The organism is Pseudoalteromonas sp. M8 (assembly GCF_018141365.1).
Taxonomy (GTDB): Bacteria; Pseudomonadota; Gammaproteobacteria; order Enterobacterales; family Alteromonadaceae; genus Pseudoalteromonas.
Genome location: NZ_CP047239.1, coordinates 1,100,159 through 1,126,491, shown reverse-complemented (window position 1 = coordinate 1,126,491; position 26,333 = coordinate 1,100,159). Strand labels below are relative to the sequence as shown.

Annotated in this window: 23 protein-coding genes, 1 pseudogene and 1 CRISPR repeat array; of the genes and pseudogenes, 15 read left to right on the top strand and 9 right to left on the bottom strand. The window is 42.1% G+C overall.

Annotated elements, in window-relative coordinates:
- Window position 1 precedes the first annotated feature (1 nt).
- From cas6e to cas2e, 3 genes are all read left to right on the top strand, one after another.
- The gene (gene cas6e, locus GSF13_RS04565) at window positions 2–784 is read left to right on the top strand and encodes a type I-E CRISPR-associated protein Cas6/Cse3/CasE (RefSeq protein WP_102058228.1); all 783 of its coding nucleotides are present in this window, start codon (window positions 2–4) and stop codon (window positions 782–784) included.
- A 66-nt stretch (window positions 785–850) separates the two neighbouring features.
- Entirely contained in the window at window positions 851–1,780 is a 930-nt protein-coding gene (cas1e, locus tag GSF13_RS04560; RefSeq protein WP_102058229.1) for a type I-E CRISPR-associated endonuclease Cas1e, read from the top strand.
- Window positions 1,777–2,085 (top strand): type I-E CRISPR-associated endoribonuclease Cas2e, encoded by a 309-nt coding sequence (gene cas2e / locus GSF13_RS04555; protein ID WP_010603952.1) that lies wholly within the window; start codon window positions 1,777–1,779, stop codon window positions 2,083–2,085. The genes cas1e and cas2e overlap by 4 nt, the downstream gene beginning before the upstream one ends.
- A gap of 156 nt (window positions 2,086–2,241) precedes the next feature.
- A CRISPR array of direct repeats spans window positions 2,242–4,042; the repeat unit is 29 nt; unit sequence GTGTTCCCCGTACGCACGGGGCTAAACCG.
- A 141-nt stretch (window positions 4,043–4,183) separates the two neighbouring features.
- On the opposite strand, the gene GSF13_RS04550 is transcribed toward cas2e, so the two are convergent.
- The 4 genes from GSF13_RS04550 to GSF13_RS04535 all read right to left on the bottom strand — a co-directional run bounded on the left by GSF13_RS04550 (window position 4,184) and on the right by GSF13_RS04535 (window position 10,707).
- Window positions 4,184–4,459 (bottom strand): SelT/SelW/SelH family protein, encoded by a 276-nt coding sequence (locus tag GSF13_RS04550; protein WP_206471720.1) that lies wholly within the window; start codon window positions 4,457–4,459, stop codon window positions 4,184–4,186.
- A 203-nt stretch (window positions 4,460–4,662) separates the two neighbouring features.
- Window positions 4,663–5,823 carry an aspartyl/asparaginyl beta-hydroxylase domain-containing protein gene (locus GSF13_RS04545; RefSeq protein WP_206471721.1) on the bottom strand — a complete coding sequence of 387 codons (1,161 nt, stop codon included), beginning with the start codon at window positions 5,821–5,823 and terminating at the stop codon, window positions 4,663–4,665.
- Between the two features lie 17 nt (window positions 5,824–5,840).
- Complete coding sequence (locus GSF13_RS04540; RefSeq protein ID WP_174169683.1) at window positions 5,841–7,640, bottom strand: tetratricopeptide repeat protein; 1,800 nt, start codon at window positions 7,638–7,640, stop codon at window positions 5,841–5,843.
- A gap of 223 nt (window positions 7,641–7,863) precedes the next feature.
- Window positions 7,864–10,707, bottom strand: coding sequence for a TonB-dependent receptor (locus tag GSF13_RS04535; RefSeq protein WP_174169682.1), 2,844 nt, complete (start codon window positions 10,705–10,707; stop codon window positions 7,864–7,866).
- Window positions 10,708–10,987: 280 nt separating this feature from the next.
- Between GSF13_RS04535 and GSF13_RS04530 the strand changes: the two genes are divergently transcribed.
- Complete coding sequence (locus tag GSF13_RS04530; RefSeq protein ID WP_174169681.1) at window positions 10,988–11,704, top strand: LytTR family DNA-binding domain-containing protein; 717 nt, start codon at window positions 10,988–10,990, stop codon at window positions 11,702–11,704.
- Window positions 11,705–11,713: 9 nt separating this feature from the next.
- On the opposite strand, the gene nhaR is transcribed toward GSF13_RS04530, so the two are convergent.
- Window positions 11,714–12,604: a transcriptional activator NhaR gene (nhaR, locus tag GSF13_RS04525; RefSeq protein ID WP_010603946.1), complete on the bottom strand. Its 891-nt coding sequence runs from the start codon at window positions 12,602–12,604 to the stop codon at window positions 11,714–11,716.
- Between the two features lie 178 nt (window positions 12,605–12,782).
- Here nhaR and GSF13_RS04520 point away from each other — a divergent pair, with 178 nt between their 5' ends.
- Together GSF13_RS04520 and GSF13_RS04515 are read left to right on the top strand one after the other, a co-directional pair.
- Window positions 12,783–13,088, top strand: coding sequence for a hypothetical protein (locus GSF13_RS04520; RefSeq protein ID WP_227388010.1), 306 nt, complete (start codon window positions 12,783–12,785; stop codon window positions 13,086–13,088).
- A gap of 126 nt (window positions 13,089–13,214) precedes the next feature.
- Window positions 13,215–13,640, top strand: a complete 426-nt coding sequence (locus tag GSF13_RS04515) for a hypothetical protein (RefSeq protein WP_010603944.1) — start codon at window positions 13,215–13,217, stop codon at window positions 13,638–13,640.
- Here the strand turns inward: GSF13_RS04515 and GSF13_RS04510 are convergent.
- Window positions 13,632–14,531 (bottom strand): response regulator, encoded by a 900-nt coding sequence (locus tag GSF13_RS04510; RefSeq protein WP_010603943.1) that lies wholly within the window; start codon window positions 14,529–14,531, stop codon window positions 13,632–13,634. The genes GSF13_RS04515 and GSF13_RS04510 overlap by 9 nt on opposite strands.
- Before the next feature lie 92 nt (window positions 14,532–14,623).
- Between GSF13_RS04510 and GSF13_RS04505 the strand changes: the two genes are divergently transcribed.
- From GSF13_RS04505 to arfB (GSF13_RS04480), 6 genes and pseudogenes are all read left to right on the top strand, one after another.
- Window positions 14,624–15,427, top strand: a complete 804-nt coding sequence (locus tag GSF13_RS04505) for a chromosome partitioning protein ParA (RefSeq protein ID WP_206471724.1) — start codon at window positions 14,624–14,626, stop codon at window positions 15,425–15,427.
- Between the two features lie 242 nt (window positions 15,428–15,669).
- Window positions 15,670–16,941 carry an efflux RND transporter periplasmic adaptor subunit gene (locus tag GSF13_RS04500; RefSeq protein ID WP_010603941.1) on the top strand — a complete coding sequence of 424 codons (1,272 nt, stop codon included), beginning with the start codon at window positions 15,670–15,672 and terminating at the stop codon, window positions 16,939–16,941.
- An 11-nt stretch (window positions 16,942–16,952) separates the two neighbouring features.
- Window positions 16,953–17,642, top strand: a complete 690-nt coding sequence (locus tag GSF13_RS04495; RefSeq protein WP_010603940.1) for an ABC transporter ATP-binding protein — start codon at window positions 16,953–16,955, stop codon at window positions 17,640–17,642.
- A 9-nt stretch (window positions 17,643–17,651) separates the two neighbouring features.
- Window positions 17,652–18,983, top strand: a complete 1,332-nt coding sequence (locus GSF13_RS04490) for an ABC transporter permease (RefSeq protein WP_010603939.1) — start codon at window positions 17,652–17,654, stop codon at window positions 18,981–18,983.
- A gap of 10 nt (window positions 18,984–18,993) precedes the next feature.
- Complete coding sequence (locus tag GSF13_RS04485) at window positions 18,994–20,202, top strand: FtsX-like permease family protein (protein WP_010603938.1); 1,209 nt, start codon at window positions 18,994–18,996, stop codon at window positions 20,200–20,202.
- 78 nt (window positions 20,203–20,280) lie between these two features.
- Window positions 20,281–20,505 (top strand): annotated as a pseudogene (gene arfB / locus GSF13_RS04480) (alternative ribosome rescue aminoacyl-tRNA hydrolase ArfB); the annotation flags it as partial.
- Between the two features lie 125 nt (window positions 20,506–20,630).
- Here arfB (GSF13_RS04480) and arfB (GSF13_RS04475) read toward each other — a convergent pair.
- Window positions 20,631–21,044, bottom strand: coding sequence for an alternative ribosome rescue aminoacyl-tRNA hydrolase ArfB (gene arfB / locus GSF13_RS04475; RefSeq protein WP_010603936.1), 414 nt, complete (start codon window positions 21,042–21,044; stop codon window positions 20,631–20,633).
- A 373-nt stretch (window positions 21,045–21,417) separates the two neighbouring features.
- Between arfB (GSF13_RS04475) and GSF13_RS04470 the strand changes: the two genes are divergently transcribed.
- The 3 genes from GSF13_RS04470 to GSF13_RS04460 all read left to right on the top strand — a co-directional run bounded on the left by GSF13_RS04470 (window position 21,418) and on the right by GSF13_RS04460 (window position 23,019).
- Window positions 21,418–22,296 (top strand): hypothetical protein, encoded by an 879-nt coding sequence (locus tag GSF13_RS04470; protein WP_211865354.1) that lies wholly within the window; start codon window positions 21,418–21,420, stop codon window positions 22,294–22,296.
- Between the two features lie 88 nt (window positions 22,297–22,384).
- Window positions 22,385–22,552, top strand: a complete 168-nt coding sequence (locus GSF13_RS04465; RefSeq protein ID WP_211865352.1) for a hypothetical protein — start codon at window positions 22,385–22,387, stop codon at window positions 22,550–22,552.
- A gap of 131 nt (window positions 22,553–22,683) precedes the next feature.
- Window positions 22,684–23,019: a hypothetical protein gene (locus GSF13_RS04460; protein WP_206471730.1), complete on the top strand. Its 336-nt coding sequence runs from the start codon at window positions 22,684–22,686 to the stop codon at window positions 23,017–23,019.
- 1,415 nt (window positions 23,020–24,434) lie between these two features.
- Here the strand turns inward: GSF13_RS04460 and GSF13_RS04455 are convergent.
- Window positions 24,435–25,484 carry a sulfate ABC transporter ATP-binding protein gene (locus tag GSF13_RS04455; RefSeq protein WP_211865350.1) on the bottom strand — a complete coding sequence of 350 codons (1,050 nt, stop codon included), beginning with the start codon at window positions 25,482–25,484 and terminating at the stop codon, window positions 24,435–24,437.
- Window positions 25,481–26,320, bottom strand: a complete 840-nt coding sequence (gene cysW, locus GSF13_RS04450; protein WP_202947504.1) for a sulfate ABC transporter permease subunit CysW — start codon at window positions 26,318–26,320, stop codon at window positions 25,481–25,483. Before cysW ends, GSF13_RS04455 begins: the two co-directional genes overlap by 4 nt.
- Window positions 26,321–26,333: the final 13 nt, after the last annotated feature.

Here is a 26,333-nt window from a genome sequence, read left to right as displayed (position 1 = left end):
AGTGTTTTTAAGTCAGATAAAGTTGTTGGGTAATGCCATGGCCAGAGAGGAGCGTCAAAAACTCGCTGTGAATGGTTGCTACGCCAGCCACCAGTTACTCTGGAAGCTGTTTGCCGGTGAGCAAAAACGCGGTTTTTTATATTGTACCGTCAATGACGCGCTCGATCAGTTTATGGTGCTCTCGGCACAGGAGCCGAAAAACTATAATGAGATATTTGCTATCCAAACCAAGCGATTCAACCCTGTATTATATCAGGGACAAAAGCTCGGCTATCAAATTACACTTAATCCGACGGTGTGTAAAAACAACCGTCGCCACGATGTGGTGATGAACACACAGCAAAGTTTATTGCTAAGCGAGCTTACAAAGTTGGGGGTAGATCCTCAAGTGAGCAAAAAATCTCGGCTTAAAAGCCAATTGTTGGATTTTGCTGATGATGGTGTTGTCGCTAATTGGAAAGCGGAATTGCAACTTTCTGAGCAAATAGCACGCAGCGATCTACTTGAAATGTGGTTAAGGTTTAAAACTGATTTAGTGTTGCGCCAGTGGTGGAGTGAGCGGTTGTTGAGCCTGAGTGCCAGAGCTGAGTTAGCTGATTGCGATATTTTTGCTTATCAGCAACACCAGGTTGCAAAAGGGAAAAACCAGATCCGCTTTTCTACTGTCGATATAGTCGGTCAGCTTGAGGTGACAGACCCCGAAAAGTTTACTGAGGCATTATTCAACGGCATTGGCCGCTCCAAAGCTTTTGGCTGCGGGCTGATGTTGATTAAACCTTTGTAATCTAATCAGTAAGGCGGGGTGACTCGCCTTTTTCCTAATTTTTTACTTAATTTAGGAGTGCAGGGAATGGCATTTCTTCCTTTAAAACCTATTCCAATTAAAGATCGTAACTCAATGATTTTTATTGGTATGGGGCGTATTGATGTGCGCGACGGCGCATTTGTTGTGATTGATGAAGTAAACGGCGAGCGGATGCTTATTCCGGTGGGCTCTGTGGTGTGTATTATGCTGGAACCGGGCACTCGGGTGAGCCATGCTGCGGTGAAGTTGGCAGCGACCACGGGCACGTTGCTTATTTGGGTGGGAGAAGCGGGAGTCAGGCTTTACTCCGCTGGGCAGCCCGGTGGTGCACGCTCCGATAAGTTGCTCTATCAGGCCAAGCTGGCGTTGGATGAAAACCTGCGACTTAAAGTCGTGCGCAAAATGTTTGAGCTACGCTTTGGCGAACCGGCACCGGAGCGACGCTCGGTTGACCAGCTTCGGGGCATTGAAGGCACGCGCGTGCGCAAAACCTATGAGCTGCTTGCCAAACAGTATCAGGTGAGCTGGCAGGGACGACGCTACGACCCTAAGGATTGGGCAAAGGGCGATGTGATCAATCAATGTATCAGCGCCGCTACGTCTTGCTTGTATGGCGTCACCGAAGCAGCAGTGCTGGCCGCTGGCTATGCGCCTGCCATTGGCTTTTTGCATACAGGCAAGCCATTGTCGTTTGTGTATGATATTGCTGACATTATAAAATTCGATACCGTGGTGCCTGTGGCGTTTAAAATTGCCAAACGGCGGCCACAATCCCCCGATCGTGAAGTACGCATCGCCTGTCGCGAAGCGTTCCGTAAAGACAAGGTATTACCACGCCTTATCCCGCTGATTGAAGAAGTATTAGCCGCCGGAGAGGTAACACCGCCCGAGCCCTATGCTGACGCACAACCGCCTGCTATTCCTGAGCCTGAATCCATAGGCGACGAGGGCCATCGCAGCGGAGGGTCACTATGAGTATGTGCATGGTTGTTACTGAGGCGGTGCCACCGAGGTTAAGAGGTCGTCTGGCGGTGTGGCTGCTGGAGATCCGCGCCGGTGTGTATGTAGGTGATGTGAGCAAGCGCATTCGTGAAATGATCTGGTTTCAGGTCAGTGAGCTGGCGGAAGACGGCAATGCGGTTATGGCTTGGGCAACTAATACCGAGTCGGGTTTTGATTTTATCACTTACGGCGAAAACGCCAGAATGCCTGTCGATTTTCAGGGCCTGAGATTGGTGAAGTATACGCCCAGAGCAAATGATAATCCGGGAGCTGGTTAGCGAACTCCCCTCGTTTTTTTAATTCGATTTAATGCTCTTTAACAAGTTGGTGATTAAGATTTATACCTCATAGTGAGAGGTGCTTTTGTACCTAAAATTTTCGGTAACTTTTACTAGGTGATTTTTCTTTATTAAAAACAAGTATATAATTTTAGAGTGTTCCCCGTACGCACGGGGCTAAACCGCCGGTATCAGTTTCGATTTTTTTCGAAACATTGTGTTCCCCGTACGCACGGGGCTAAACCGGTAAAAGAAAAGTTTAAACATTGCAACTCATTGTGTTCCCCGTACGCACGGGGCTAAACCGAATGATATACCGAGTGACACATCACCCAGTGGGTGTTCCCCGTACGCACGGGGCTAAACCGGTAAAAGAAAAGTTTAAACATTGCAACTCATTGTGTTCCCCGTACGCACGGGGCTAAACCGCGTACTTACCATATGCTTGGCCAACCAAATATCGTGTTCCCCGTACGCACGGGGCTAAACCGTAACTGCCAAACAGCATGATGCTATAAGCACTGTGTTCCCCGTACGCACGGGGCTAAACCGATGGAATAGCTCTCTTGTCCGATATTGAAAATGTGTTCCCCGTACGCACGGGGCTAAACCGTTTGTTAGGGTAGACCTTAATATCAACCTTTGGTGTTCCCCGTACGCACGGGGCTAAACCGATACCGTAGCTGTATCCATACTTGGGTTTGTTGTGTTCCCCGTACGCACGGGGCTAAACCGTATTTTAGCCCCGGTGCAAATTGGGGTGTATAGTGTTCCCCGTACGCACGGGGCTAAACCGATAGGGGTCGACCATTTAATAACACGACGGAGGTGTTCCCCGTACGCACGGGGCTAAACCGTAGATGGTTTAGATGAGTACGGAAGAAATAGTGTGTTCCCCGTACGCACGGGGCTAAACCGGACTTCACGCTATCACGAAGCACAAACAGCATGTGTTCCCCGTACGCACGGGGCTAAACCGTCTTGGGATGGCTTTTTTATATGCCGAGATGGGTGTTCCCCGTACGCACGGGGCTAAACCGTTTTCTCATCATCAATAAAATCCCTGTTTTTGGTGTTCCCCGTACGCACGGGGCTAAACCGTTAAACTTAAAAACAGCGAAGGTCAGCAGGAGGTGTTCCCCGTACGCACGGGGCTAAACCGTATTTGTTTACTTTCCTTGTCTGAGACAATCCCGTGTTCCCCGTACGCACGGGGCTAAACCGGGTAGGCGATACCTAGAAAGCTTAGAGTTAGTGTGTTCCCCGTACGCACGGGGCTAAACCGCAGCGAGTCGTCGCGTAAATCTGGAGACTCAACGTGTTCCCCGTACGCACGGGGCTAAACCGGCATTTTCATCAGAGTTGAATCCTATATTATTGTGTTCCCCGTACGCACGGGGCTAAACCGAGTTAGATGTAGGTAAAAAATAGCTATACAAAGTGTTCCCCGTACGCACGGGGCTAAACCGCAATAATGAAATTGAGCTTAAGGCAATAGAAAGTGTTCCCCGTACGCACGGGGCTAAACCGGACGCTACAAGAGAGCGTGAATACCAGCGCCAGTGTTCCCCGTACGCACGGGGCTAAACCGCGAGGTGTTTGGGTCGGTCAGTTCCCACCATCGTGTTCCCCGTACGCACGGGGCTAAACCGGCCATAGCCATTCTGTCTTTTTGGAACTATTAGTGTTCCCCGTACGCACGGGGCTAAACCGGGATTGTTTCCAGTTGAGAAAACCAGTAACGAGTGTTCCCCGTACGCACGGGGCTAAACCGAGTTAGATGTAGGTAAAAAATAGCTATACAAAGTGTTCCCCGTACGCACGGGGCTAAACCGCAATAATGAAATTGAGCTTAAGGCAATAGAAAGTGTTCCCCGTACGCACGGGGCTAAACCGCGCCTGAAATCAACAATTGGCTTTGCTGAAAAGTGTTCCCCGTACGCACGGGGCTAAATCTGAGCGACTCAGGTCTGGACCATGTGCTGGAATTCGTCCGTGAAGCAGCACCAGATGCTCACCTCATTGAGCGGTGAAACAGCGGCGATTCTAGGCCCGACTGTAATCCCGGGATTAAGTTATAGCCATCATTGTTAGCTAGTTATTTATCCACATGACCTAAATCACGCTCAGGATCTAACAAATCTCTCACCCTTCTTTTGAGCACTTTGGCTTCAGGAAAACCTTCATCCGCCTTTCGGCACCAAATTAGCGTATTGTTATAGTAAATTTTGAATATGCCTTTACTTGCTGGCACTAACGCGACTTGTTGTAAATCGTCAGAGAAAGTTGAAAGTAACTCTTGTGCAAGCCAAGTTGCTCGCAACATCCATTGGCAAAGTACGCAGTAATGGATAGTGATGGTCGGTTTTTGCATGAATTTACGTTTTTTTGAAGGCTGTGATGGGATTCTAGCACTGTGATTTATCATATGGCTAGCTTGAAAAAAACGGGGGTCGCCCCCCGAAATTATCCAGGGAGACCTTAATTATAAGGTCAGTCTTAACGTTACGGACTATTTGTATAGTAACAACCCCTTTTGTGGCAAGTTGAAGGGTTGCCGTGACGAAAATTGGGATACTAGTGATCGCTTCTGTATTCACTCAGAGTTGCATTTAAATTGTCAATGAGGTTTTGCCTATTTAAAAACTCTAACTGGATTGCTCGGCGCTGAGTTAATGATAGATCAGGGTGCCAAATGGAGAAAATAAGTACAATCCGATCTCGGTCACTACCGTTGTGCGCTAAATGCAAATAAGAGTCGTCGAATATGGTGAGTTGATGTTCTTGCCATAAAATGCGGTTACCATCGACCTCCAAGTAACAGTTGTGGGGAATATCTATAGCCAAATGTACTGTTAGACTGTGATTGGAAAGGCCGTAATGTGGAGTAATAGTTTGGCCTTTTGCTAGCTTAGAGTAAAACACTTCGTATGGGGATGCCGTCAAGCCGTAGTAAGGCACTTTCTCTAAAGCCTTTTTTAGAATAGGAAAGTGCTTTGACACCGAAACGTCTTCGATCCCCTCTTTAAAAATGGATAGTGCTTGCCAGTTGTTGCTGTTTGCAAGCTTTGGGAATACGCTTTCATACTCTTTACCCGATAAATAGGGGGTAAGGTGCGAAGATGCGGTATTAAAAGTAGCGTGAAACTCTTTAATGATGTCGGGGATCATGGTGCTAAAGCTTTCATACCATGAAAATTGCTGTGCCAGCCAGATTGGTTTTGCAGTTAGATTAGGTACGTAAAAAAGATGTGGTGCTTGAGGTGTTTCAAAGGGCTTACTACTGTATTGAACCCAGCGTCCAGACTCAATGCTTGATGCAGTACCAAGGTTTCTTTCCATACATTGCCAAGCTTTTTGAAAACGTTTAAGCGTTTGAGGAGCTGTGCTATTGGCAAGCTGAAGCCGTTTAAAGCTGCCTGTCAGTGTTTCACACAGGGCATAACATGCTAGTGCCGTATTCTCCTCGCCCTTAGTCTCTAGTAAATATCCAAGGTACAAGTAAACTAGATAGTTTTTGGGCGCAAGATCAAGGCAGTGAAAGTAGGCTTTTTCACTTTCGGCTAACGCCCCAATTTGTTCTAAAATGACAGCTACACGATAGCTTAGCTCTGCACTCTGTGGGTAGGCATCGAGTAACTTTGGTAGTAATAATGGCCAACTATTTTGCGATTCGCATTCTAGGATTGGCTGTAAAAGTGTGTCAATGTTGAGAGGTTGTATCTCTTCGTTTGCCATCAAAATAATATCTCTTGTTAATTATTGATTACGCCAATATCGAGTGGCAACGTCATTCGATAGCTATTGTCTGATGCGTTAAATGGCTGTGTTCCATGCCAAAAATAAGAGGGGAAGATCACGATTTGTCCTCGTTTAGGTTTTACAGTTTTAAATGGTGGAAAATCGTAAGGAGGTGCTAGGGGAGGTCTACCAAATTCAATTACCCCATTGTTGCTATCGTCGTTTGGCGTGTTGATATATAAAACCACACTTATCCAGCCAGCGGGGTGGATATGACTCACGTGGAAGCCTTGCTCTGTTAATTTGACAGACCACGAACCAGTAATTAATTTATCCTTATTTAAATGAGCCAAAAATGGGTGCTCAGGCACTAACTCTAAGTTATTGAGACATTTTTCAATATCTTGCAGTAATTGAGCTCGAGCTTTGGTGATGACTTCGATATCTCTATTAAGCAAGCCACCAGAAATTTGTGAACCATTTACTAAAGTTTGCTCACTTGGTGCTTGCTTACCTTGATGAAGCGTTAGTAAACAAGACTCTAATTCTTTAAGAAAGTCTTCACTATTTTGATAGCCGTTCGGAGTGTCTAAGGTTGTAGTAAGGACAAAGTTTGGGTTGCATAAAGCACGATGCTTTTCTTTGTCCGTGGCTTGATACACTACGCTTAGCCAAGCTAATGCAAGTTGTGAGTTAGGCTGTGCTTGCAACACGTACTCGAGTAGGGATTGTGCGGTACTAAACTCCCCAAGTTGGATTGCAAATTTTGCTTGCTCACAGATCCTGTCATAATTAACGGTTAGCTTATTGGCATCATCTAAATGTTTATAGGCAGTGTTTAGCTCATTGTTCGTGGCTGCCAAACGCCCTCTTAATGCTAGAAGCGTGGCTGATTTGTCTGCATAACCCGACTTCCGTATGCATTGCTCGCATAATGTGTACTGACTGGTGTTCCAGTAAAGTTCGGCTAGACACTCTGTAAGTTGCTGTTGATTATTGGCTGACTCTAGTGCTGTTATTAAACTGCTAGCAAAAAGCTGATGTTGCCCGCTCTGCCAATAAAGTTCGTTCAGTGCTTTATGGACGGTTGGGTTGTGTGGCGCTCGCTTCAGTGCCTGAGTGTAGGCTTGTTGTGCTGGTTCAAACTGACCATTTGCAAAAAAGCAGTCCCCAAGATTATAAAGCGGCTCGTAGTGTTCAGGGGCGCTTTGGTGAACAAACCTAAAGCATTGAATTGCTTGTTCAAATTTAGCTTGTAACTTATAGCAAAGGCCTAAATTGTGTATTGCTCGAAAAGCAACCTGAGAGTGTTGCGGTACTGATTGATAATAGCTGATCGCTTGTTTGAGGTTTCCCTTTGTTTTTTCAATGTCTCCGAGAATTTTGGTGAGTTGCCCAGAAGTATCGAGTGATTGTCCTTTCAAAGCCCACTGATAGGCCATGTCGAGGCGGTTTTGTTCGAGATAAAGAAGCGACAAGTTTTTAAGTAAATCTAGATTCTTTGGCTCAGTATTATACAGCGTAAGGTAATGAGACTCTGCTTGGTGCAAATCACCCGATAGCCAATAACATTTGGCTAAATGAGTTAAGATCTCGGTTTTAAGTGGCGCGAGCTTAGCGGCATCACTTAATGAGGTTATTGCACTCTGCCATTCGGCTAGTGACTTATAGCAAATTCCCAAAAGATAATGTAGGTCGGGGTGAGGCGAATCAGTAAACGGCTGAAGCTTCGTTAACGCTTGCTGATACTGTTTTTGTTGGAGCAATTTGAAAGCATCTTGAACTGCGATATTGATTTCGGATGTTTGCTTCATGTTATTTTTTCTTAAACGGTCAATTAGGCTGAGCTGCATACTCTTTATCTTAGTCAAACTTTATCTAGTTGCGAGCAAAGTGACGCTGCTTGAAGTTTTGTTAGGATTAATCAATCTTTCAGCGAGCTTGATTTAAAACTTAGTAACCTGCTGTGAATAAAAAAACTATTACACAAATAACTGAAAAGGGAGCCGAAGCTCCCTTGTTTTCTGTATTAGTGGATTAGAACGTGTACACAGCGCTTAAGAAGTAGCGAGGACCTATTACGTCATACAACTCTGGGAATGTATTTGCTTGCTGTTGAGCGTCACCTAGTGGTGTTGGCTCTGTGTCTAACACATTCTTGATACCAAATGTTGCTTGTAGGTGATCTGTGAAGTGGTAGCTCGCACTAAGGTCAAGGTACCATTCTGCTTTAGAAATCGGGGCGATTTCGTTAGTGCCTGAGTCGTCATCAACTTCGCTCATATATCGAACTAGCGCCGCTACGCTCAAATCACCTGAAGTCCATGTAAAGCGGTTATTACTTTGGAACTCAGGGCGTGGCGTACCACAGGTGTTACCGAATTTACCTTCACAGTAATTAGTTTCTGTGAAGCCAACGCTTGGCGTTCTAAAGAACTCATCCAAGATTGTGTTCTTAGAGTTAATGTTCAGTGTTGAACCATTTTCACCGATACCAAAGCCAAGCTCTGTGGTCCAGTTGAAGTTAACGTCATAGCCTTTGGTTCCTAGTGACGCGATGTTCGCATTTAGCGCTGTAACAAGGTCTACGTTACCGTCAGGACGACGAGTAATTGCTTGACAGAACTCTGAGTTAGGATCTTTAAGTTGGTTGTAACAAATATCTAGAATATTGTTCACGCCACCACCTAGTACATCGATTGCATCATCAATCGTGATATCAAAGTAATCGATTGTAATGTCAAAGTTTTCGGTCGGTGTAATAACAAGACCGAGAGTAACGGTTTCTGATGTTTCTTCTTTCAGGTCAGGATTACCACCGAAGCTACCTTCGATTTGCGCGTTTGCTTGCTCAAATACGCCAACTTGAGAAGCTGAAACGCCGTGAGCCTCACAAAGAGCTCTATCTGTTTTTCCTTCTACAAAACCGTCTACGCTACATGGATCGGTTGCGCTTGGGAAGCCATTTGCTGCGCCTTGGAATAGCTCTGCGATGTTAGGTGCACGAACAGATTCTTGGTAACCAGCTCGGAACGAAACGTATTCGTTTACTTTCCAGTTTATAGTTGTTGCAAATGAAGATGCATTGCCGATGTTTGAATAGTCAGAAAGACGTCCCGCAAACCAAAGTGTAATGTCTTCAGCAAATGCTGCGTCTGTTACTAGTGGGATATCAATTTCTGTGAAAATCTCATCAACGCTGTAGCTACCTACAGTTGGTTCACCAGCGTTAAAGCCAAGTACATCACCGGATGCTAAGAATTCATCAGGACGGAAGCTTGAATCATCAAAACGGCTTTCGTAGCCAATTACAAAACCAATTGGCATATCAGCAGACGGTACAGTAAATGGTAGCTCACCAGCAAAATCGATGTGGAAAATTTCTTGCTTAATGTTTGTTACGTTAGATGCCCCGACGTTGATAAAATCAATCGCTGCTTGTGAAATATTGCCTTCACCGAAGATGTTCAATGGTGCACAGCCACCTGACGTGTCTTGACATGCACTACCATCGTCAGTTACTAAAATAGCTTGTCTGAAGCGCGTTTCAGAAACGTCGTTATTAAGTAGGTTAGAGCGGTCCAGCTCAGAGCGGCTGTAGTAAGCATTGTATGCCCAGTCACCGATAAAGCCATCTACACCAACTAATAAACGCATCGCATTACGTGTATCAATCGCTTGGCGTGGACCATTTTCAACCATACGACGACCTATTGTAGCGAATGTAAAGTTACCATCGGCGTCAAGTTGACTAACCATATTGCCAGTTGGTTCACCGTCATCATCGAGTTCTGGCACCAATGCTTTCATTGCGGCTTGAACGTCTGCACCGAAGTATGGACTGTCAGGGTTAACCACCAAGCCATTTACGAACGCTGGAGTCGGAGCTAGCTGCTGCGGAACTTCGTTGCGAATGAAAGATAGTTCACTATATAAGCGTGTGTCATCATTGATGTAATAGTGTGCAAAAGAGTTAAGTGTTAGACGCTCTTGTGGCAGTTGCAGGTAGTTATCAGGGGCATAGTTAAATGCATCGGCTGATGTATATGGTAGGCCTTCACCATTTGGACCAAAACGACCTAGAGTTGTACCGTTAGGAAGTGTAGGGCCTGCAAATATTCTTGTCCCAGGAATACCAGATGACCCACCAGGCACTAAACCTGTATCGCCTTCAGTGAGCGTTACATTAGTAAAGTCTCTGTCGCCTTGGAAGATTGATTCACGTTTGGCATAACCGATATACACAGTAGCGTTGCCTTTACCATCGGCAAAGTTTCCACCCAAGGTGAGGTCTGTGTTGAACTTTTCCCCGTCGCCTTCTTCGGTGATGTCGTATAACGCAGAAATTTCAGCGCCTTCGAAGTCGTCTTTCAATCGAAAGTTTACAACACCTGCTAGTGCATCAGAGCCATATACCGCACCTGCACCACCGGTAATGATGTCTACACCTTCGATAAGAGAAGCTGGAATTGTGTTTAAGTCGACAACACCTGTTTGTGTTGCTGGTACCCAGCGGCGACCGTTAACAAGAACAAGGGTGCGCTCGTTACCAAGACCACGTAAGTCTACTCGAGCGGTACCATCACCAGGGTTATTTGAGCTTGGTCCGAAAGAAGGAACTGTTAGTGGTAACTCGGCAAGCTTCTGCTCGACGTTTAAGTTACCAGATATAGCAAATTCAGTACCGTCTAGTTCGATAACAGGTGTTTTTGCCGTTAACGCGACACGCTGAATACGAGAGCCCGTAATAGAAATTCTTTCGACTTCGTCATTAGCACCATCAGCAGCTTCTTCAGCTGATGCTTGAATGCTCAAACTTCCACCGATTAGGCACGCAGAAGTTATAAGCATACTTAACTTAGAACGCTTGAATTGTTTCATGATATCCCCTGATAGGTTTGTTTTGGATACCTTTGGCGAGCTTGCTAACTCATCACAAAGGCTTATTAGTATCACGAGGAGGCTATGTCGGAAGTCGGGAATATGCCAGTTGAGATACGTAAGGTGACGGAAAGTAGTGACGACAGGAGTTAAAAAAAAGATCAAATTTAATTTGCGAATTACACTGTGACAATCTATAACAATTATTTGTTAACTATTGTGAAATGAGATACAAAGTATTAGTATCTTTGTTAACCTGTTGATGTCTTTAAGGTGATGAATGAAAAAAGTGACAATCTTGATTCCCTGCTATTTGTCTGCGCTTGGCGTTGAAATGAGTACAAAGTTAAAGGAAGTCGCTGTTTGTTCCCAGTTTGTTTACTATCAAACATTTGTTGATATTTTGGAAACTATTGAGTCGGGTGAAATAGACTGTTTGTTAATAGATTCTTCGTTTGAAAGTGATCCCAAAAAGCAAGAATTGATCGCGAAAAAGTTCTCATCTGTTTCGACTATAAAGATCACTACAGATACCAAACTCAGTTCTTGTACAGTGATGTCTCTTGAAGGGCGAGATAAGACAGATACGCTTATTGAGAACATACTTCATACAGTATTCTCAAGTCCTCAGGAGCTAACCTCTGAGTACATGCCAAATCAACGACTAATAGTGAAAGACTCCGGGCATATTCATGTTATTAAAGTTGAAGAACTGGCTTGGGTTGGAGGTGCCGGTAATTATGTTGAGCTCCATTTGATAAATAGGCAGCGCTCAATACTTCATCGGGATACCATGTCTACGATGGAAAAAAATTTAAAGATGTTTGGCTTCTCTAGGATCCACAAGTCTTCACTCGTTAATTTGAATGCAATTAGTGAACTTAAAACAAGAGATAATGGTGATTACGATGTTATTTTGGAAAATGGCGACTCACTTCATCTATCAAGGCGATATAAGCAGAATTTATCTTCTCTTTTACAGTCCAACATAAGCTGACACTTTAAGTCAGCTGATGCCCTTCGCAAAGTTTACAAATTCGTTAAAAATGGAGTCCTTAATCAATCTGTCTGGTGTGAAGGCGTAGTAATTTTGGTATGCACTTTCAATTGTGCCTATAAGGTTTACATCATAATGGCGCTTCAATTCTGATTGTATTGACAGCGGAGCTGGGAAGATACCGAATCCTTGTTGGCCTAATGCTTTCATTAAAGCACTATCATCTACATGACCAGCCACTTTAATTTCTATATTTTGCTCTTGGAGCCAAAATTGAATCGAGTTAGTTACAGGGCTGTGCTTTGCTGGAAGAATGAGCGACTGATCTTGTAACGATTTTGGATAATTTGCACTGAGTTGCTCACTGTTTGAAGCTGAACCATATAAGCCAATTTGACTTTTTCCAATCTCGTGGCAAAAAACATTAAAAGGAAGGTGACTATCAAGTGGCTTATCTGCAAGCACGATATCGAGCTTATGCATGGCCATCTGAGCTAGCAATTCTGATTGTTGACCGTCAATACAATGTAAATTGGCAACTTGCTCATTTTCTATCAGTGGAGCAAGCCACTTTGAAACCAATGATTTTGGAATCGCATCAGAAATACCAACTTTTAATGTACGATGTATGGCTGTTGCGCCATCTTGTGTTGTCTCCAACCACTCTTTTGCAATCGAAAACATATCATCCGCATACTGTTTGGTTAAAATGCCGAAGTCAGTCAATCTGAGACCTCTTCCTTCTCTTATGAATAGAGGTTTCCCAAGGCGTGCTTCCAAACTAGATAGTTGCGCACTAATTGTTTGAGGTGTCAAATGAAGGACTTTGCTTGCACCAGCAATACTGCCTTCATTGCTTACTTGCCAAAAATAGTAAAGGTGATTGAAGTTTATATTCATATTGTTCGTAAAAATCTTACTTTAGGTTAGATATAATCAGCTTTTCTCTTTTGGTGAACATTAGTAGATTTGATCTCACGGCGCAAGTATAAGTTGAGAGAATGTAGCGAAAACGCTTTGATATTCGAGTCATTCTAAGTTTTCAATACAGTAATATTTGATGCGATTGTCTGAGGTAATGATGAAACTGAATCTTGTTGGTGTAAATGAACCTATAGCGGTGTCAAGTAAAGTGGTTTTCACTAAAGCGATAAATGCAGCGTTAAGTGGTTATACAAACAATATTCGAAAGATAAATGTACGAATTGAAAAACAGGTGGATAAGCAGGTTGGCAGGCTTACCTTATGCCAAGTTGAGCTTTTGTTACCTGGATTACCGACGTTAAAGGTTAAGACCAAAGGTAAAACCCTGCTGCAGGCGTTAAACCGTGCATTAAGCAATTGTAAGCAAATCTTAAAACAGAATTATTTTAAGCTCAGTTAGTTTTTGAGGCTGAGTGATTCCATTCCCAAGCACTTGCAGCGGCAAGGATGCCGCGCAATTTTTTACTAAAGATATTCGATAAATTACCGATATGTAGGTCAAAGGAATCATGTTGGCCAAACAACAATGAACGTTAACTTTTTAATTCACTCCCCAATTCAATCAGCTACGAGTCAGAATGAGCAGGAAGCCAAAGTTGAAGAGACGAACTCGCCCAGGCCTCTTAGGTTATCTGAAGAAGATATGTCTAAATTGTCTGGAGAAGAGGTAAAGGAAGAGCAAGAAGAAGCCGCACTGCCTCCGCATATCCAAAAAATGGTTGAAAAGCTCGAAGAGTTAAGAGAAAAAATTAAAGAGGAACAAAAATTACTTGATGAATTAAAGGCAAGTGACTCTTATTCCGATGAAATGAAAGCTGAGTTGGTGACACAAAAACTTGAATTTATACTGCGCATGCAGAGCCAAGTTGTTGAGTTGACGAAAAATATTCAAGAAGCGCTAAAAGAAGCCGGGATCAGCGATCCGGGGGTCTTGTTAAAAGCACTAGCTTAAAAGTCCGACCAATAGGATTTTCCCTTGCGCCATGTTTGGGCGTTGGCAGCATATATCTATCCTCATATTTGAAGCAGTTTTATACAGACGCTTCAATTTAGGAAAAGGTTTAGTGACTAGCTGTAGGGCTTTTACTCTTAGACTTCTTCTTGTTATTCCATCCAAAAACGCATAAGAAGTTGAGTTTAATGCTGAGTGGCAAGCGGTTAACATGTGCTCTGTGATCTGGTGTTGATGAATGGCTTCAAATCCTGCCTGATCTGTTAAATTTCCAGTGGAAGCGGCGAGCACACAAACTGAATACACATCAAATATCCCTATTGCGCGTACCTTCTGACTACTAGGATCCTCGTATGCAACCATGACGCAAGGCAGGTTATCAGGATCATACTCCATTTGATTAATCTGATAGAGCCTCAGTTCAGTGTCGATATGTTTATTCATAAGTTTTTCAAGTTGTCCAACTTGAGGCAAAGGAACGCCTTTGTGCAGAGTATGAATTTCCCTTGTTTTTGAGCTTTCCTCTGCGGCTTTGACCAAGGGCATGATTTTATTGTGGAGGTCATCATCTGCAAATGGTTTAGACAGCACAAATGCCGCTCCGTAATCAAGGGCTAGCTTTATTTGCTCGCGGTCGTCGACAGTGGTTACCATTGCCATGGTCACACCCAGTTGTTTCTGTTTGATAGCTTTAACTAATGCGAGTCCCGAAATATCAGGCATATGCCAGTCAGTTAATACAATATCAGGATGCCAAGAGCCGATGATTTTCAGGGCTTCTTTTGCACTTTGTGCTTTCTTTATCAACAACTTGCGATATCTAAAACGTACTAAACCGCGACGAATAATCTCAAGTGTTGCCGCACTGTCATCCACGAGCAATATCTTCACAAATTACCACTTTATTGAAAAATATAGATTTATTATAGGCACGATTTTTAACCAATACTAAAATGAAAGTAAGAAAATAATGAGTGTGCAATATGTTTCTAGGTAAACTACCAATTGATGTATTTATCTATATGACGGTAAATATCGGGCTGCTGATATTGGCTTTTTGGTTCTATATTTTGCTGTTAATCCTCCGAGAGTTTAGGCTCTTTGCAAAGGCTGCTGGTGGATCTGGGACATCCAACCCAGAGCAACAGTATCTACTCCAACATTGTCGCGAAGCGATAAATAAGTCGATGAAGTTTGTTGAAGATAATCAACATACCATTCAAGAGTTGGCTAATTTACAAGTCCATTTAGAGCAGCAATTAGCAGAGGTTAAACGCTCTACACAGGATCATATCTCGACCGAAGAACAAACTCGCATGGACGATTTAAACAGTAAGCTACTTAAGTCGCATCGATTAATAAAGAAACTTAGGGGGGATCTGTCGAAGAGTTTAGAGCGACTGAAGCAAACAAGAAGAAAACTTTATGACCAATATGAATCTACAGAGGAATTACAAAAAGAAAATGACACATTAAAGCAGCAGTTGGAAGCTTCTAAAGCGATGGGAGGTACGTCCGAGCAAGAATTGGAGCAATTGGTCGCTACCTTTGAGAAGGAGCGTCAAGATATGTCTCTAACGATTAATGAATACAAACGACAAATAGCCGAACAAAATCAGGCTTTGCAACAGCTAATGGTGCAAGAGCAAGAAGTAGAAGATGGGCCAAAGCTTCAGGCTATCCAAAAAGAGTTGGAACAAACGCGAGAAGCATTAGAGCACTTGTCTAAAGAAAAAAAGTTTATCGAGAGTCGGTACTTAGAGGTTGTCAAAAATCAAACCAAATAGTTAACAAAATGTTTTATTTCTCGTGACATTAGTCTTGGCTTTGTGTAAGGTTTAGGCACTCAGGTTACCAGATTTGTTTTAAGCTTTTGAGGTCTACTTCGCTAGATAATTCATGCTTTGGTATTAAATTGTTGGCTTCTAATAATTAAACGAAGAGATGTGATTGTGGTGGAATAGTTAGTAATAATGCTCCAAAAATACATAGTACTCAATAGCTAAGGCAGTGGTAAAAGGATTATTTCATGGCCTATATTCCAGATACGAGCGCTCAAGACTCGGTGGTTGAAAGACCAAAGAAAAATAGATTATTCATAATAGTAATTGGTATTTTTATATTAATTGCTGTTTTTTTTATGACCCCCATTTTTACACAGTGGGCAAGCGGTCAAACAGCTGTTTCTAGCGATAAAGTTCACATAGCATCAGTGAAGCGAGGTGACTTCATCCGCGATATTTCTGTTCAAGGTAAAGTCGTGGCAGCGCGGCGCCCCACTATATATAGCCCTGCTCAGGGAACGGTTACCTACTTGGTAGAGTCTGGTGACAGTGTGGTGGAAGGACAAGTCCTCGCCGTTCTAGATAGTCCTGAGTTGAAAAGCGAATTTGCACAACATCAAGCACAGTTAAACAAGTTAGAAACGGAACTTCAAAGGCAAATTATTCAAGCCAAAAAGCAAGACTTAGCACAAGAGAATTATTTAGGTAAAGCGACTGTTGTGTTAAATGCAGCAAAGCGGGAGATGCGCCGTTCTGAGAACGGTTTGAAAACGCAAGTTGTAAGTGACATTGACTATCAAAAAGCCAAAGATGATCTCGAAAACGCAGAGCGTGAATATCGCCTAGCAATTAAAGAAGTGGAGTTACAAAAAGAAAGCCAAAAATTTGAGATCCGTACCAAAGAGTTAGAGTTTGAGGCGCAAAAAGTAAAAGTGGTGGAGCTTCAGAGGCAAGTTGCTGCTTTAAAAGTACTTTCGCCGGTAGGTGGATTAGTTGGTAACTTGACGGTAGAGCAAAAAAATACAGTCGCCAAAAATCAGCCATTACTTAGTGTGGTGGATCTCTCAAAGTATGAGATAGAGGTGCAAATCCCAGAAAGCTATTCAGACGACCTTGCGCTGGGAATGTTGGCTGAGATAAGTCTTAATGGAGAAGTGTATAGTGGAGAAATAGTTGCTATCTCTCCAGAAATTGAAAATGGTCGAGTTGAAGGGAAAATTCGATTTAAAGACGACACCATTCAGGGGTTAAGGCAGAACCAAAGGTTAACGAGTCGAATTGTGATTGAACAAAAGCAAAATATTGCCTATCTACCACACGGGCAATACATAGAAGCCTATAACGGACAGTTTGCTTACGTAGTAAAAGAGGGTTCTGCAATAAAAACACCAATACAAATCGGATTAAGAAGTATTGGGCAAGTAGAAGTACTTTCGGGGCTTAATGTTGGCGATCAGGTGATTACCTCTGACGCGCGAATCTTTAAAGACGCTCCCAGTGTGAAAATAATTCAATAAGGAGCTGTAATATGCTATCCATGCGTCACTTATCCAAAGCTTACTATACCGATACAATAAAAACTCAAGCCTTACAGCCATTTGACTTACGTATAGAGCAGGGGGAGTTTGTTTCAGTAGTCGGCCCATCGGGTTCAGGAAAAACGACTTTTTTAAACATTACAGGTCTGTTAGAGGATTTTTGTGACGGGAGTTATGAGCTAGATGGCATCAATGTTGAAAAGTTAAGTGATAAAGCTAAATCTAAACTACGTAATGAAAAGATCGGTTTTATTTTCCAGAGCTTTAACTTACTTCCGGACCTCAACCTTTACGACAATGTTGATATGCCTCTTCGCTATCGTAAATTATCTTCAAAAGAACGTCATGAAAGGATCATGGATGCGTTGAATAAGGTGGGCCTTGCCTCACGTAAGGAGCATTACCCATCGCAACTATCAGGAGGTCAACAGCAAAGGGTCGCGATTGCTCGTGCAATAGCTGGTAAACCTTCATTTTTACTTGCTGACGAACCAACGGGTAATTTAGATAGCAAAATGGCAGATAGTATTATGGAATTGCTCATGGATATTAATACACAAGGAACGAGTGTAGTGATGGTAACGCACGATACGCATCAAGCAGCCAAAGCACAGCGCATTATTGAGATCCGTGATGGCGTGATAATTGAGCGTAAACACTGTAACAAAGCGATTGCTTAGGGATAAGTTATGTTTGGCTACTATCTTAAATTGGCACTTATTTCATTGCGAAAAACGCCGTTTTTATCATTTTTAATGGTGGTCACAATTGCCGTTGGAATAGGTGCTGCAATGACGACTTATACGGTTAGTTATTTATTGGCAAAAGACCCTATTCCTTCTAAAAGCGACAAACTGTTTAATGTTCGCCTAAATAGTTATGGACCTGATAAACCTTTCAATATTTCTCAAGGAAAGGAAGTCCCGCCTTTTATTCTTAGCTACCAAGATGCGATAAATTTGCAAAATGCTAAACGTGGTGTGAGGCAAACACCTCTTGCTAGTTTCAAGATGATGTCTCGAGCGACCGAGCAGCCTATTACTGATGCAAAGATGACGTTAATAAGAAGTGCTTATCGTGACATGTTCGGTATGTTTGAGGTGCCATTTAAATTTGGAGGTGCATGGGATGAGACTGCTGACAAAGACGGTCTGCAAGTTGCTGTAATAAGCAATGAATTAAATAACAAGTTATTTAATGGAGAAAACTCAATAGGTAAGTCGTTGCTGATAGGTGATTTGCAATACCGCGTCGTTGGAGTGACTGACGATTGGTATCCAGTTCCCAAATTTTTTGACAACAGGACCCGTGCCTTTAATAAACCAAGGGACATTATTATTCCATTTCAGGCACAGATAAATAATCAACATTGGACTAGCTCTGATGTTTCTTACCAGTGTTGGAAAGAACCCGCTGATGACTCTTTTTCGGCTATTTTGGCATCTGAATGTGTTTGGGTCTCATATTGGGTAGAGTTAAGCTCAGCCGCAGCGAGAAATCAATATATGGACTTTTTGGTTAACTATTCGATGGAACAAAGAGAATATGGCCGGTTTTTACGAGAACCTCTACATCAACTATTCAATGTTAAAGAGCAGCTTATTGAAAGAAAAATCATTAAGGATGATGGCAATGTGGCGGTTTGGTTGGCATTTGCATTTCTGATTGTTTGTTTACTGAACTGTATGGCTATGATGGTTGCCAAGTTCCATGCTAGGTCTGGCGAGGTTGGGCTTCGCAGAGCTGTTGGTGCTTCAAAGCAACATATTATCGCTCAATTTACTGTTGAAACCTTCATTATTGGCTTAGTGGGAGGGGTGTTAGGCTTGATATTGGCTCAGATTGGGTTGAGTATAACTGCGCAGTTGTATAGTCACTTATATGCTGAAATGTTGGAAATGACACTAAGTATTGTTGTTATGACGATTGTACTTGCGGTAATAAGTGCGGTTACTTTTGGCTTGCTACCGACGCTACGTGCGGCAAAAGTTCAGCCATCAAGTCAGCTGAAATGCCTGTAGGAGTCTTCCAATGAGAGATTTATTGCCAATTTTAAAAACTTTAAGCAAAAATAAAGCATCGCCATTGTTGCTCGTCCTGCAGATTGCGCTGACATTTACCATTCTAGTAAACACCATATATATGATGGTAATTAAAGAGCAAGAACTGACAAAGCCTACTGGGCTTACGGAGCAGCAGTTGTTTAGTTTTAGCACTAATCTTGAAGGTACTGATGAAGAAAAAAATGCGGCGCTTGATACTGATCTTGCAGACATTCGTGCGTTAGCCAGTGTTGAGAGTGCAAGTACGATTACTAGTATGCCGCTTACTAATTGGGGTCGCTCACTAGATGTTGGTTTCACCCCTGAGGAAGATGAAAGGATAACTCACGCAGGCTACTATGGTTCGGATGACACCATCGTTGATACACTCGGATTGCGTGTCGTAGCAGGAAGAAATTTTAAATATAATGACGTGATACACAAATACTTTGATGGTCACTCTGAGTCCGCAAGTGTTTTAGTCTCGCAAGCTTTAGCGCATAAAATTCGCCCGAACGATTGGCGTAGCGTGGTTGGAGAAACTATTTATGTTGAATCGGTACCGCAAAAGGTTGTGGGTATCGTTGAAACTATGAAGTCTCCTTGGCGGTTCTGGTATGCGTACGATATGACTGTGATTGGATCTATTAGAGAGCATTATGAAGAAACAATTATTGTTGTTAGAGCGAAACCAGACCAGCGAGAAACAGCAATGGCTGAAGTTCAAGCATTATTACTTAAAAAGCCTGGTCGCCAGGTTGATGCGTTTAAGTCCTTTGAACAAATAAAGACAGAGAACTTGCAGGCCGATTATGCAGTGAGCCAAACATTAAAGGCGGTAATTGCTGCGTTGGCATGCGTTACTATGTTAGGAATATTTGGTCAGGCAAGATACACCGTTCATAAACGTCGCAAGCAAATCGGTACTCGACGCGCGCTCGGGGCGACTCAGGCCGATATTCTACGCTACTTTATGATTGAAAATGCGGTGGTGTCTTTATTTGGTATTACTCTGGGTATAATCATCGCAATCACTGCAAATATTTACTTGGTTAATTACTTTGGGCTCACCAGTGTACCCGGTGATTATTTGATTGTTGGTGCGATTATTATGCTCGTTGCTGGTCAGTTAGCTGTTACTTACCCCGCAATGGTTGCTGCAAAAGTACCACCTGCTATTGCAACTCGTACAGCATAATCAGTTTCAGTGCTCGTTGCTGCTATTTCAAGCCTTCAGTTACTTTGCTAAAATGGCAAACGGAGGCTTGAAAAGACTATGCTTAAAATCTCAAATAACGTCACGCTTGCAGAGTGGGAAATCGATATTTCCGCTATTCGCGCACAAGGTGCGGGTGGACAAAACGTCAATAAAGTCTCCAGTGCCATTCATCTTAGGTTTGACATCAACCGCTCAACATTGCCTGATTTTTACAAATCGCGGCTACTTGCACTTAAAGACTCAAGAATTACCAAAGAAGGTGTCATTGTGCTTAAAGCACAATTTCCCAGATACCAATGAAATACCCTTTATCTTGTCAATAACCACAAATCAAAAGTCTACCATGTCAATTTTCCTACTGTACTGGCTATCACATTTTAAGTAACAATCGAAAATAAACCTGTAAATTAAAAATTCACTTTTTTTCTTAGAGCTTTAGCAGCCCCACGTTTAGTTTTACTATCTACACGACGTCGCTGAGAGGCTTTTGTTGGTTTCGTAGCTCTTCGAACTTTTTGCACAATTGTGGCTGATAAGATTATTTCTTTTAATCGCTCTAAAGCAGCCTCTTTATTTTGTAACTGAGTTCTATATTCCATAGACTTTATGATGATAACGCCATCAGAAGTAATGCGACTATCCGAAAGTTTTAATAACCTCTCTTTATGAAATGTAGGTAGGGTGGACCTTTTAATATCGAACCTCAGGTGTATTGCGGTTGCAACTTTATTGACATTTTGTCCTCCATTACCAGCCGATCTTATCGCATTGAGTTCAATTTCCCAATCTGCAAGTGTTACTGAGTTTGAGATTGTTAACATGATTTCACCTGATCAATTCGATTATTTTGGGGTTTATCAACTCGACGCTAGTCGTGATTAGAAAGATTTTAAGAATAACAAATTAGTCTCTGCAAACATACTGACATCTAACAAAGTGCTATGTTTTTCAAATTGAAATTCAGGAAGTATCGACCCAAAAATTTCAAGGCAGGTTCGCTCACTTCAAGTCTTTTAATCCCGAGCCTCGCACTCGCTGCGCTTTTTGTAACTGAACGCGTGTAACTGTAAAGTTAATATTGCCCCAGTTGGTAAGTGTTGATATTTTGAACAAGTGCTTTTCAGAGTACTGATGGCGCAACACAATCTCACTTAATAATGCTTTGGCTGAGTGCCAATGTGCTAAGGAAAAAATATGAACATACAATCAATTGAGTTGGTGTTAGCTAACACCAATGCAACTGTCGTTCGACAAAAACTTCCTCGTACCACCTACGGTTCCAAAGACGCCATAATTCAAATCATTCGCGATGCAGTTGATATGGAAGAGTCCATACGAAACATTTATGCCTTTGCTTTAGAAGGGAGACCTGGTGCCTGCCGTGATAGTTATCTGGCATTTCTGGTTGAATATCAAAATGACCATTTTGATTTTTTTGATGACAGCGAAATGAACATGGGGAATACATCAAGAGAGTACGAAGTCATATCAATAGTGCAGCATATGTCACTGTTGGCAAATCCTAACCATCTGCTTTATTCAGTCAAGCGTCTGTCATATCAATTAAGAGATTTGCCGCCACTTCAAGCCGCTTGCTTGGTTAAGAGCCAGTCATTCAAACCCTTATTGCCTAATTGGCAAACATTTCTGGCTACTTTCAATAAAGGCCAGCAATTATCTCCCAAATCATCTTATCAAGCGGGTGATTGGGAAGCTCTTTATGATGAATCAAAAGCTGCATTGAGAAGTATCAATGTGTGTTCTATTCACCAATTTATCGGAAACTTACCAGAATATGAGCAGCTAAATCTAGGGATGATACGAGGCCATGAGTTTCGAGTGTTTATCAGCACCAAGGGAAATGAATGCCAGATTTGTTTTGTGCCCGTTGATAGTGCTTACACTGTTTATCAGCAAATAGAAAACCATTTAACTGAATTTGTATACGGTGATTTTTTACCAGAGTCTATCGTTCGCAGCGCTGGTCAAAGGCTGTTGTCTCTTAATAAAACAGAACTAATACCCGCTAGCCAAGATAATTTGCATTGGGTGTTTAGGAAATATCCAGCCTGAATTTGATTTTCAAAGTTACCAAAACAATACCTTGTTGCCAGGTTGGCTTTTGCAGCAAGGTGCTTAAGTTTTACTAGGAATAATAAAAATGAAATTAGAAGCAGCCCTTATTGGTCTTGTAGGTGTCATTATTGGTGCTATATTAGCCACAATAAAGGATTGGTGGTTTCATCGCGCAAAAGAAAAAAGAAGACCAGACTTACTTAGCCATTCAGGTCAGCTGCTTATTGGAACGTTTTACTTCAGGATGCCTTGAGGTAGCATACGATGATGGCCTTTTCCAAGCTCAAAGAGATGAAAAAGGTTGCCTTTCGCCTCAGGTAAAAACACCTAATTTTGAGCCGCTAAATAAAAGTCGATGTTAACTGGAAGTCTTTACCAACAAACTTGATTAATAAAATATTAAGATTATCTGGCCAAGTTGATGATGCAATTGCCTATATCAGAGCCGCGTGGGAGTACGCTTCTTATCCTCCTGACTTTGAAGAGCTTTTTGAAGCTCGAATAGAAAAGTATGCAGAACTTGGCTTAATAGCAATAGCACTCGTAGAAGAGCTTCAAGGGTTAGCCAAATTTACTAGCTCGACAGATGCAGATGACTGGGATCCAAAATCTCTACTACAACAAGCTTATAATAAAGTAAAAGATGAAATTAATGCCAGAAATCAGCATTATCAGCTTGTTGCTCAACAAATGTCAGAGCATCTTAATGTCAAAAGTTAAAATGCGATAAACGACTCTAAACAGGCATAAAAGAAGAATCCTATTCCTAAAAACAACTGATAGTACTTTACTGTTCAAGGGCTTAGAAGCAGAATATATTCTGATAGCCGATATTAACTACATAAATAACCTGAGCTGCGGATAATTAATGCCTTTCTAGCAGCCAGTTTTAGCGCTAACTGCGTTGAATTCACTTCCAATAGCCAGCTATTGGTGCGTAAATTCGCCTTGCCTACAGGATGTAGGTACCTTAGCGAGAGCAGGACGCGGAAGCGGTGTTTTCCCTAAAACTCTCTGGCTAGACAAGGAAAAAACTAAGTTGTGCTTTAGAAACAATGAGTTGGAACATTCCTTATCCAAACCTCAGGTTAAATAGTAAAATTGGTATATAGCCTTATCAAGAGGTGCTAAAACTATCACTATAGTAAGCTCAGTCACAATACTTCCATAACACAGTGTATTTTAGATTAGCGAATTTTCAGCAGATCGAATTACAACTGGGGCGTATTTAGCGACACAGTATTAAAGCCATATCTGCGCTCATATTCATCTACACTTGCTACCAATAAGAAGCATACAGTTATGTGAAATACTGTTGCCGGTGCAAAGTGTAATGGAAGACTTATCAGGGAGACCTAGTTAGAGATATTATTCAATACAACTAAAGAGATTGAAATGCCAAGAAAAATTACACTAGAATTTAAATGTGAATATGCGGGAAATGGAGGTAGTGCACGAACGTGCCATCATTTTAGGGAGGATTAACGCTGTCGCGGGACAAGGCTCTGGGGTGGACTCATTGAAAATAGAAAGCCAATCAGAAGCCAACAGTTATTGACTGCCGGTCTTGTACGTATTCAGACATTGGATAACACCATTACGGGTGGCCATCTACCAAGCGCTAGACACAACCTATTGTTGGGTGAAAGGCCCATATGGCGTGGCCAGACTACTTGGATTAAACGCCAATACGGTTTTTCTGATTAAAATCTACGATCTCTAAAATGGTAGACCGGTTTTATTGGTGAGCCCCGGTCAGCTAGTCATAATAGCCTCAATCCAGTCTTTTCAGGCCGCGCACCACGACTTTGGCGAATGTATGTGCATTGCCAGAAGTCTGTGTTCGATCCTTGATTCCTGTACTTCTGCATTGCCTTGCATTTAAAACAGCTTATCTGAATGAGTAAACCACAATGAAACAAACACAAGCCGTGATTATTGGCGACAGCCTGGTAGGGCTTTCCGCATCGTTATTTCTATCGTACCGCAATGAACAATAGCTTATTTCTTAGCTGCACCGCGTAACAGTAAATTAAGGTATCCGAATACCCCTCTTTCTATAGGGTAATTTAAAGGTATTGAATAAGTATCAATGAGCAGGCACATAACCTGCCCTTAATTGGTACCTCAATTTTTTATGGGAAAGAGGTTAGAAGCGGTAATTCTAACCACACCTGATCGCCACTTTTAAGCCCTTTTAATTGATATTCATGCCTAGGTAACTCAACTTCTATTAACTCATCTAACTGTGGGATCCTTATTTCAAGTCTCGTTAATGGACCAATCGATAAGGACCGTTCAATTTTGGCACTAAGCGAATTATCTTCTAAGCAGTGAGTCAATAATGTGATTTCATGAGGCCTAGCATATACTGTTTGCATGTTTTCTTGGTCAAATATAGATGACACGATCGGTTTTCCACCTGCATCTGTTAAACCTTTCAAAGCAGTCGCATTAAATCGATTTGAAGAGCCTAAAAATCGGTATACAAATTCTGAAGCTGGTTTATCATATACTTCTTCAGGCGTACCGATTTGCTCAATCCTTCCTTCATTCATTAAAACAACTTTATCAGCCACTTCAAGCGCTTCTTCTTGGTCATGTGTGACAAATAAGCTAGTTATATGTAATTCATCATGTAACTTACGTAACCACCTTCGCAACTCCTTGCGCACTTTAGCATCTAATGCCCCAAATGGTTCATCCAAAAGTAAATATTGAGGTTCAATAGCAAGAGCTCTTGCCAGTGCTACACGTTGCCTTTGACCTCCCGATAATTGTGCAGGATAACGATCTGCTAACCAATCAAGTTGAATTAATTCTAATAATTGCATTACCCGCTTTTGAATTTCCGACTCGGATACTCTTTGACTTCGAGGTTTAGCACGTAAACCAAATGCCACATTTTCAAACACGCTCATGTGCTTAAATAAAGCATAATGTTGAAAAACAAACCCTACCTGCCGTTCACGGATACCTTTGCTTTCAACATCTTCTCCGTTTAAATACACTTGTCCAGAATCAGGTGTTTCTAAACCTGCAATGACGCGCAGTAAACTTGTTTTACCGCAACCGGAAGGCCCTAACAGAGCAACCAACCCTCCTTCAGGAAACACCACTGATACGTCATTTAATGCAGTAAAATTGCCAAAATGCTTAAATAGGTTTTTTACTTCTATACTCATGACTTCACACCTTTATAATTCAAGTTTCCTTTAAATATTTCTTTTAATACGAGGGTTATAATAGCTAGAAGCGCCAAAAGAGATGCGCATGCAAATGCAGCCGTAAATTGGTATTCGTTATAAACAACTTCAACATGCAGCGGTAAAGTATTCGTTAATCCTCGAATGTGTCCTGACACCACAGATACAGCACCAAAGTCACCCATTGCTCGGGCATTACACAATATAATGCCGTATAAAAGAGCCCACTTTATATTTGGTAGTGTGATCCTATAAAAAATAGTCCATCCAGAACCGCCTAATACACGTGCTGCTTCTTCTTCATCACTGCCTTGGCTTTGCATAAGTGGAATTAATTCCCTTGCAACAAATGGGAACGTAACGAACAAAGTTGCAAGCACAATACCAGGAACTGAAAAAATAATTTGAATACCCCACTTTGATAAAGTATCACCAAACCAACCTGAAGACCCAAATAGCAGAACGAAAACTAAACCTGCGATAACCGGGCTAACTGAAAAAGGTAAATCAATCAACGTTAACAAAAAGCGTTTACCCGTGAATTCAAACTTAGCAATACACCATGAAGCAGCGATACCAAACACAACATTTAATGGTACGACAATAAGTGCAACCAATAATGTAAGCTTTATTGCTGAAAGCGCATCTGGCTCAGTGATTGATGCAATATACAAAGACCATCCATCTCTAAACGCCTCTAGTAAAACCATGCCTAATGGAAGTAATAGACAAAACCCGATGAATATAAGTCCTATTGTGATCAATAATCGTCGAATATAAATAGGCTCTGTAGTCGCACCTTTATTTACCGTCATTGAGGGTCTATCT

What these genes read in the sequence shown, in the direction of transcription:
- GSF13_RS04500 (WP_010603941.1), top strand. Translation starts at nt 15,670, where the DNA reads ATGGCCTATATTCCAGATACGAGCGCTCAAGACTCGGTGGTTGAAAGA.
- GSF13_RS04520 (WP_227388010.1), top strand. Translation starts at nt 12,783, where the DNA reads ATGATGAAACTGAATCTTGTTGGTGTAAATGAACCTATAGCGGTGTCA.
- cas2e (WP_010603952.1), top strand. Translation starts at nt 1,777, where the DNA reads ATGAGTATGTGCATGGTTGTTACTGAGGCGGTGCCACCGAGGTTAAGA.
- GSF13_RS04505 (WP_206471724.1), top strand. Translation starts at nt 14,624, where the DNA reads ATGTTTCTAGGTAAACTACCAATTGATGTATTTATCTATATGACGGTA.
- GSF13_RS04490 (WP_010603939.1), top strand. Translation starts at nt 17,652, where the DNA reads ATGTTTGGCTACTATCTTAAATTGGCACTTATTTCATTGCGAAAAACG.
- GSF13_RS04495 (WP_010603940.1), top strand. Translation starts at nt 16,953, where the DNA reads ATGCTATCCATGCGTCACTTATCCAAAGCTTACTATACCGATACAATA.
- GSF13_RS04455 (WP_211865350.1), bottom strand. Translation starts at nt 25,484, where the DNA reads ATGAGTATAGAAGTAAAAAACCTATTTAAGCATTTTGGCAATTTTACT.
- GSF13_RS04530 (WP_174169681.1), top strand. Translation starts at nt 10,988, where the DNA reads ATGAAAAAAGTGACAATCTTGATTCCCTGCTATTTGTCTGCGCTTGGC.
- GSF13_RS04515 (WP_010603944.1), top strand. Translation starts at nt 13,215, where the DNA reads ATGAACGTTAACTTTTTAATTCACTCCCCAATTCAATCAGCTACGAGT.
- cas1e (WP_102058229.1), top strand. Translation starts at nt 851, where the DNA reads ATGGCATTTCTTCCTTTAAAACCTATTCCAATTAAAGATCGTAACTCA.
- GSF13_RS04545 (WP_206471721.1), bottom strand. Translation starts at nt 5,823, where the DNA reads ATGGCAAACGAAGAGATACAACCTCTCAACATTGACACACTTTTACAG.
- GSF13_RS04470 (WP_211865354.1), top strand. Translation starts at nt 21,418, where the DNA reads ATGAACATACAATCAATTGAGTTGGTGTTAGCTAACACCAATGCAACT.
- GSF13_RS04540 (WP_174169683.1), bottom strand. Translation starts at nt 7,640, where the DNA reads ATGAAGCAAACATCCGAAATCAATATCGCAGTTCAAGATGCTTTCAAA.
- GSF13_RS04550 (WP_206471720.1), bottom strand. Translation starts at nt 4,459, where the DNA reads ATGCAAAAACCGACCATCACTATCCATTACTGCGTACTTTGCCAATGG.
- nhaR (WP_010603946.1), bottom strand. Translation starts at nt 12,604, where the DNA reads ATGAATATAAACTTCAATCACCTTTACTATTTTTGGCAAGTAAGCAAT.
- GSF13_RS04465 (WP_211865352.1), top strand. Translation starts at nt 22,385, where the DNA reads ATGAAATTAGAAGCAGCCCTTATTGGTCTTGTAGGTGTCATTATTGGT.
- GSF13_RS04535 (WP_174169682.1), bottom strand. Translation starts at nt 10,707, where the DNA reads ATGAAACAATTCAAGCGTTCTAAGTTAAGTATGCTTATAACTTCTGCG.
- GSF13_RS04485 (WP_010603938.1), top strand. Translation starts at nt 18,994, where the DNA reads ATGAGAGATTTATTGCCAATTTTAAAAACTTTAAGCAAAAATAAAGCA.
- cysW (WP_202947504.1), bottom strand. Translation starts at nt 26,320, where the DNA reads ATGACGGTAAATAAAGGTGCGACTACAGAGCCTATTTATATTCGACGA.
- arfB (WP_010603936.1), bottom strand. Translation starts at nt 21,044, where the DNA reads ATGTTAACAATCTCAAACTCAGTAACACTTGCAGATTGGGAAATTGAA.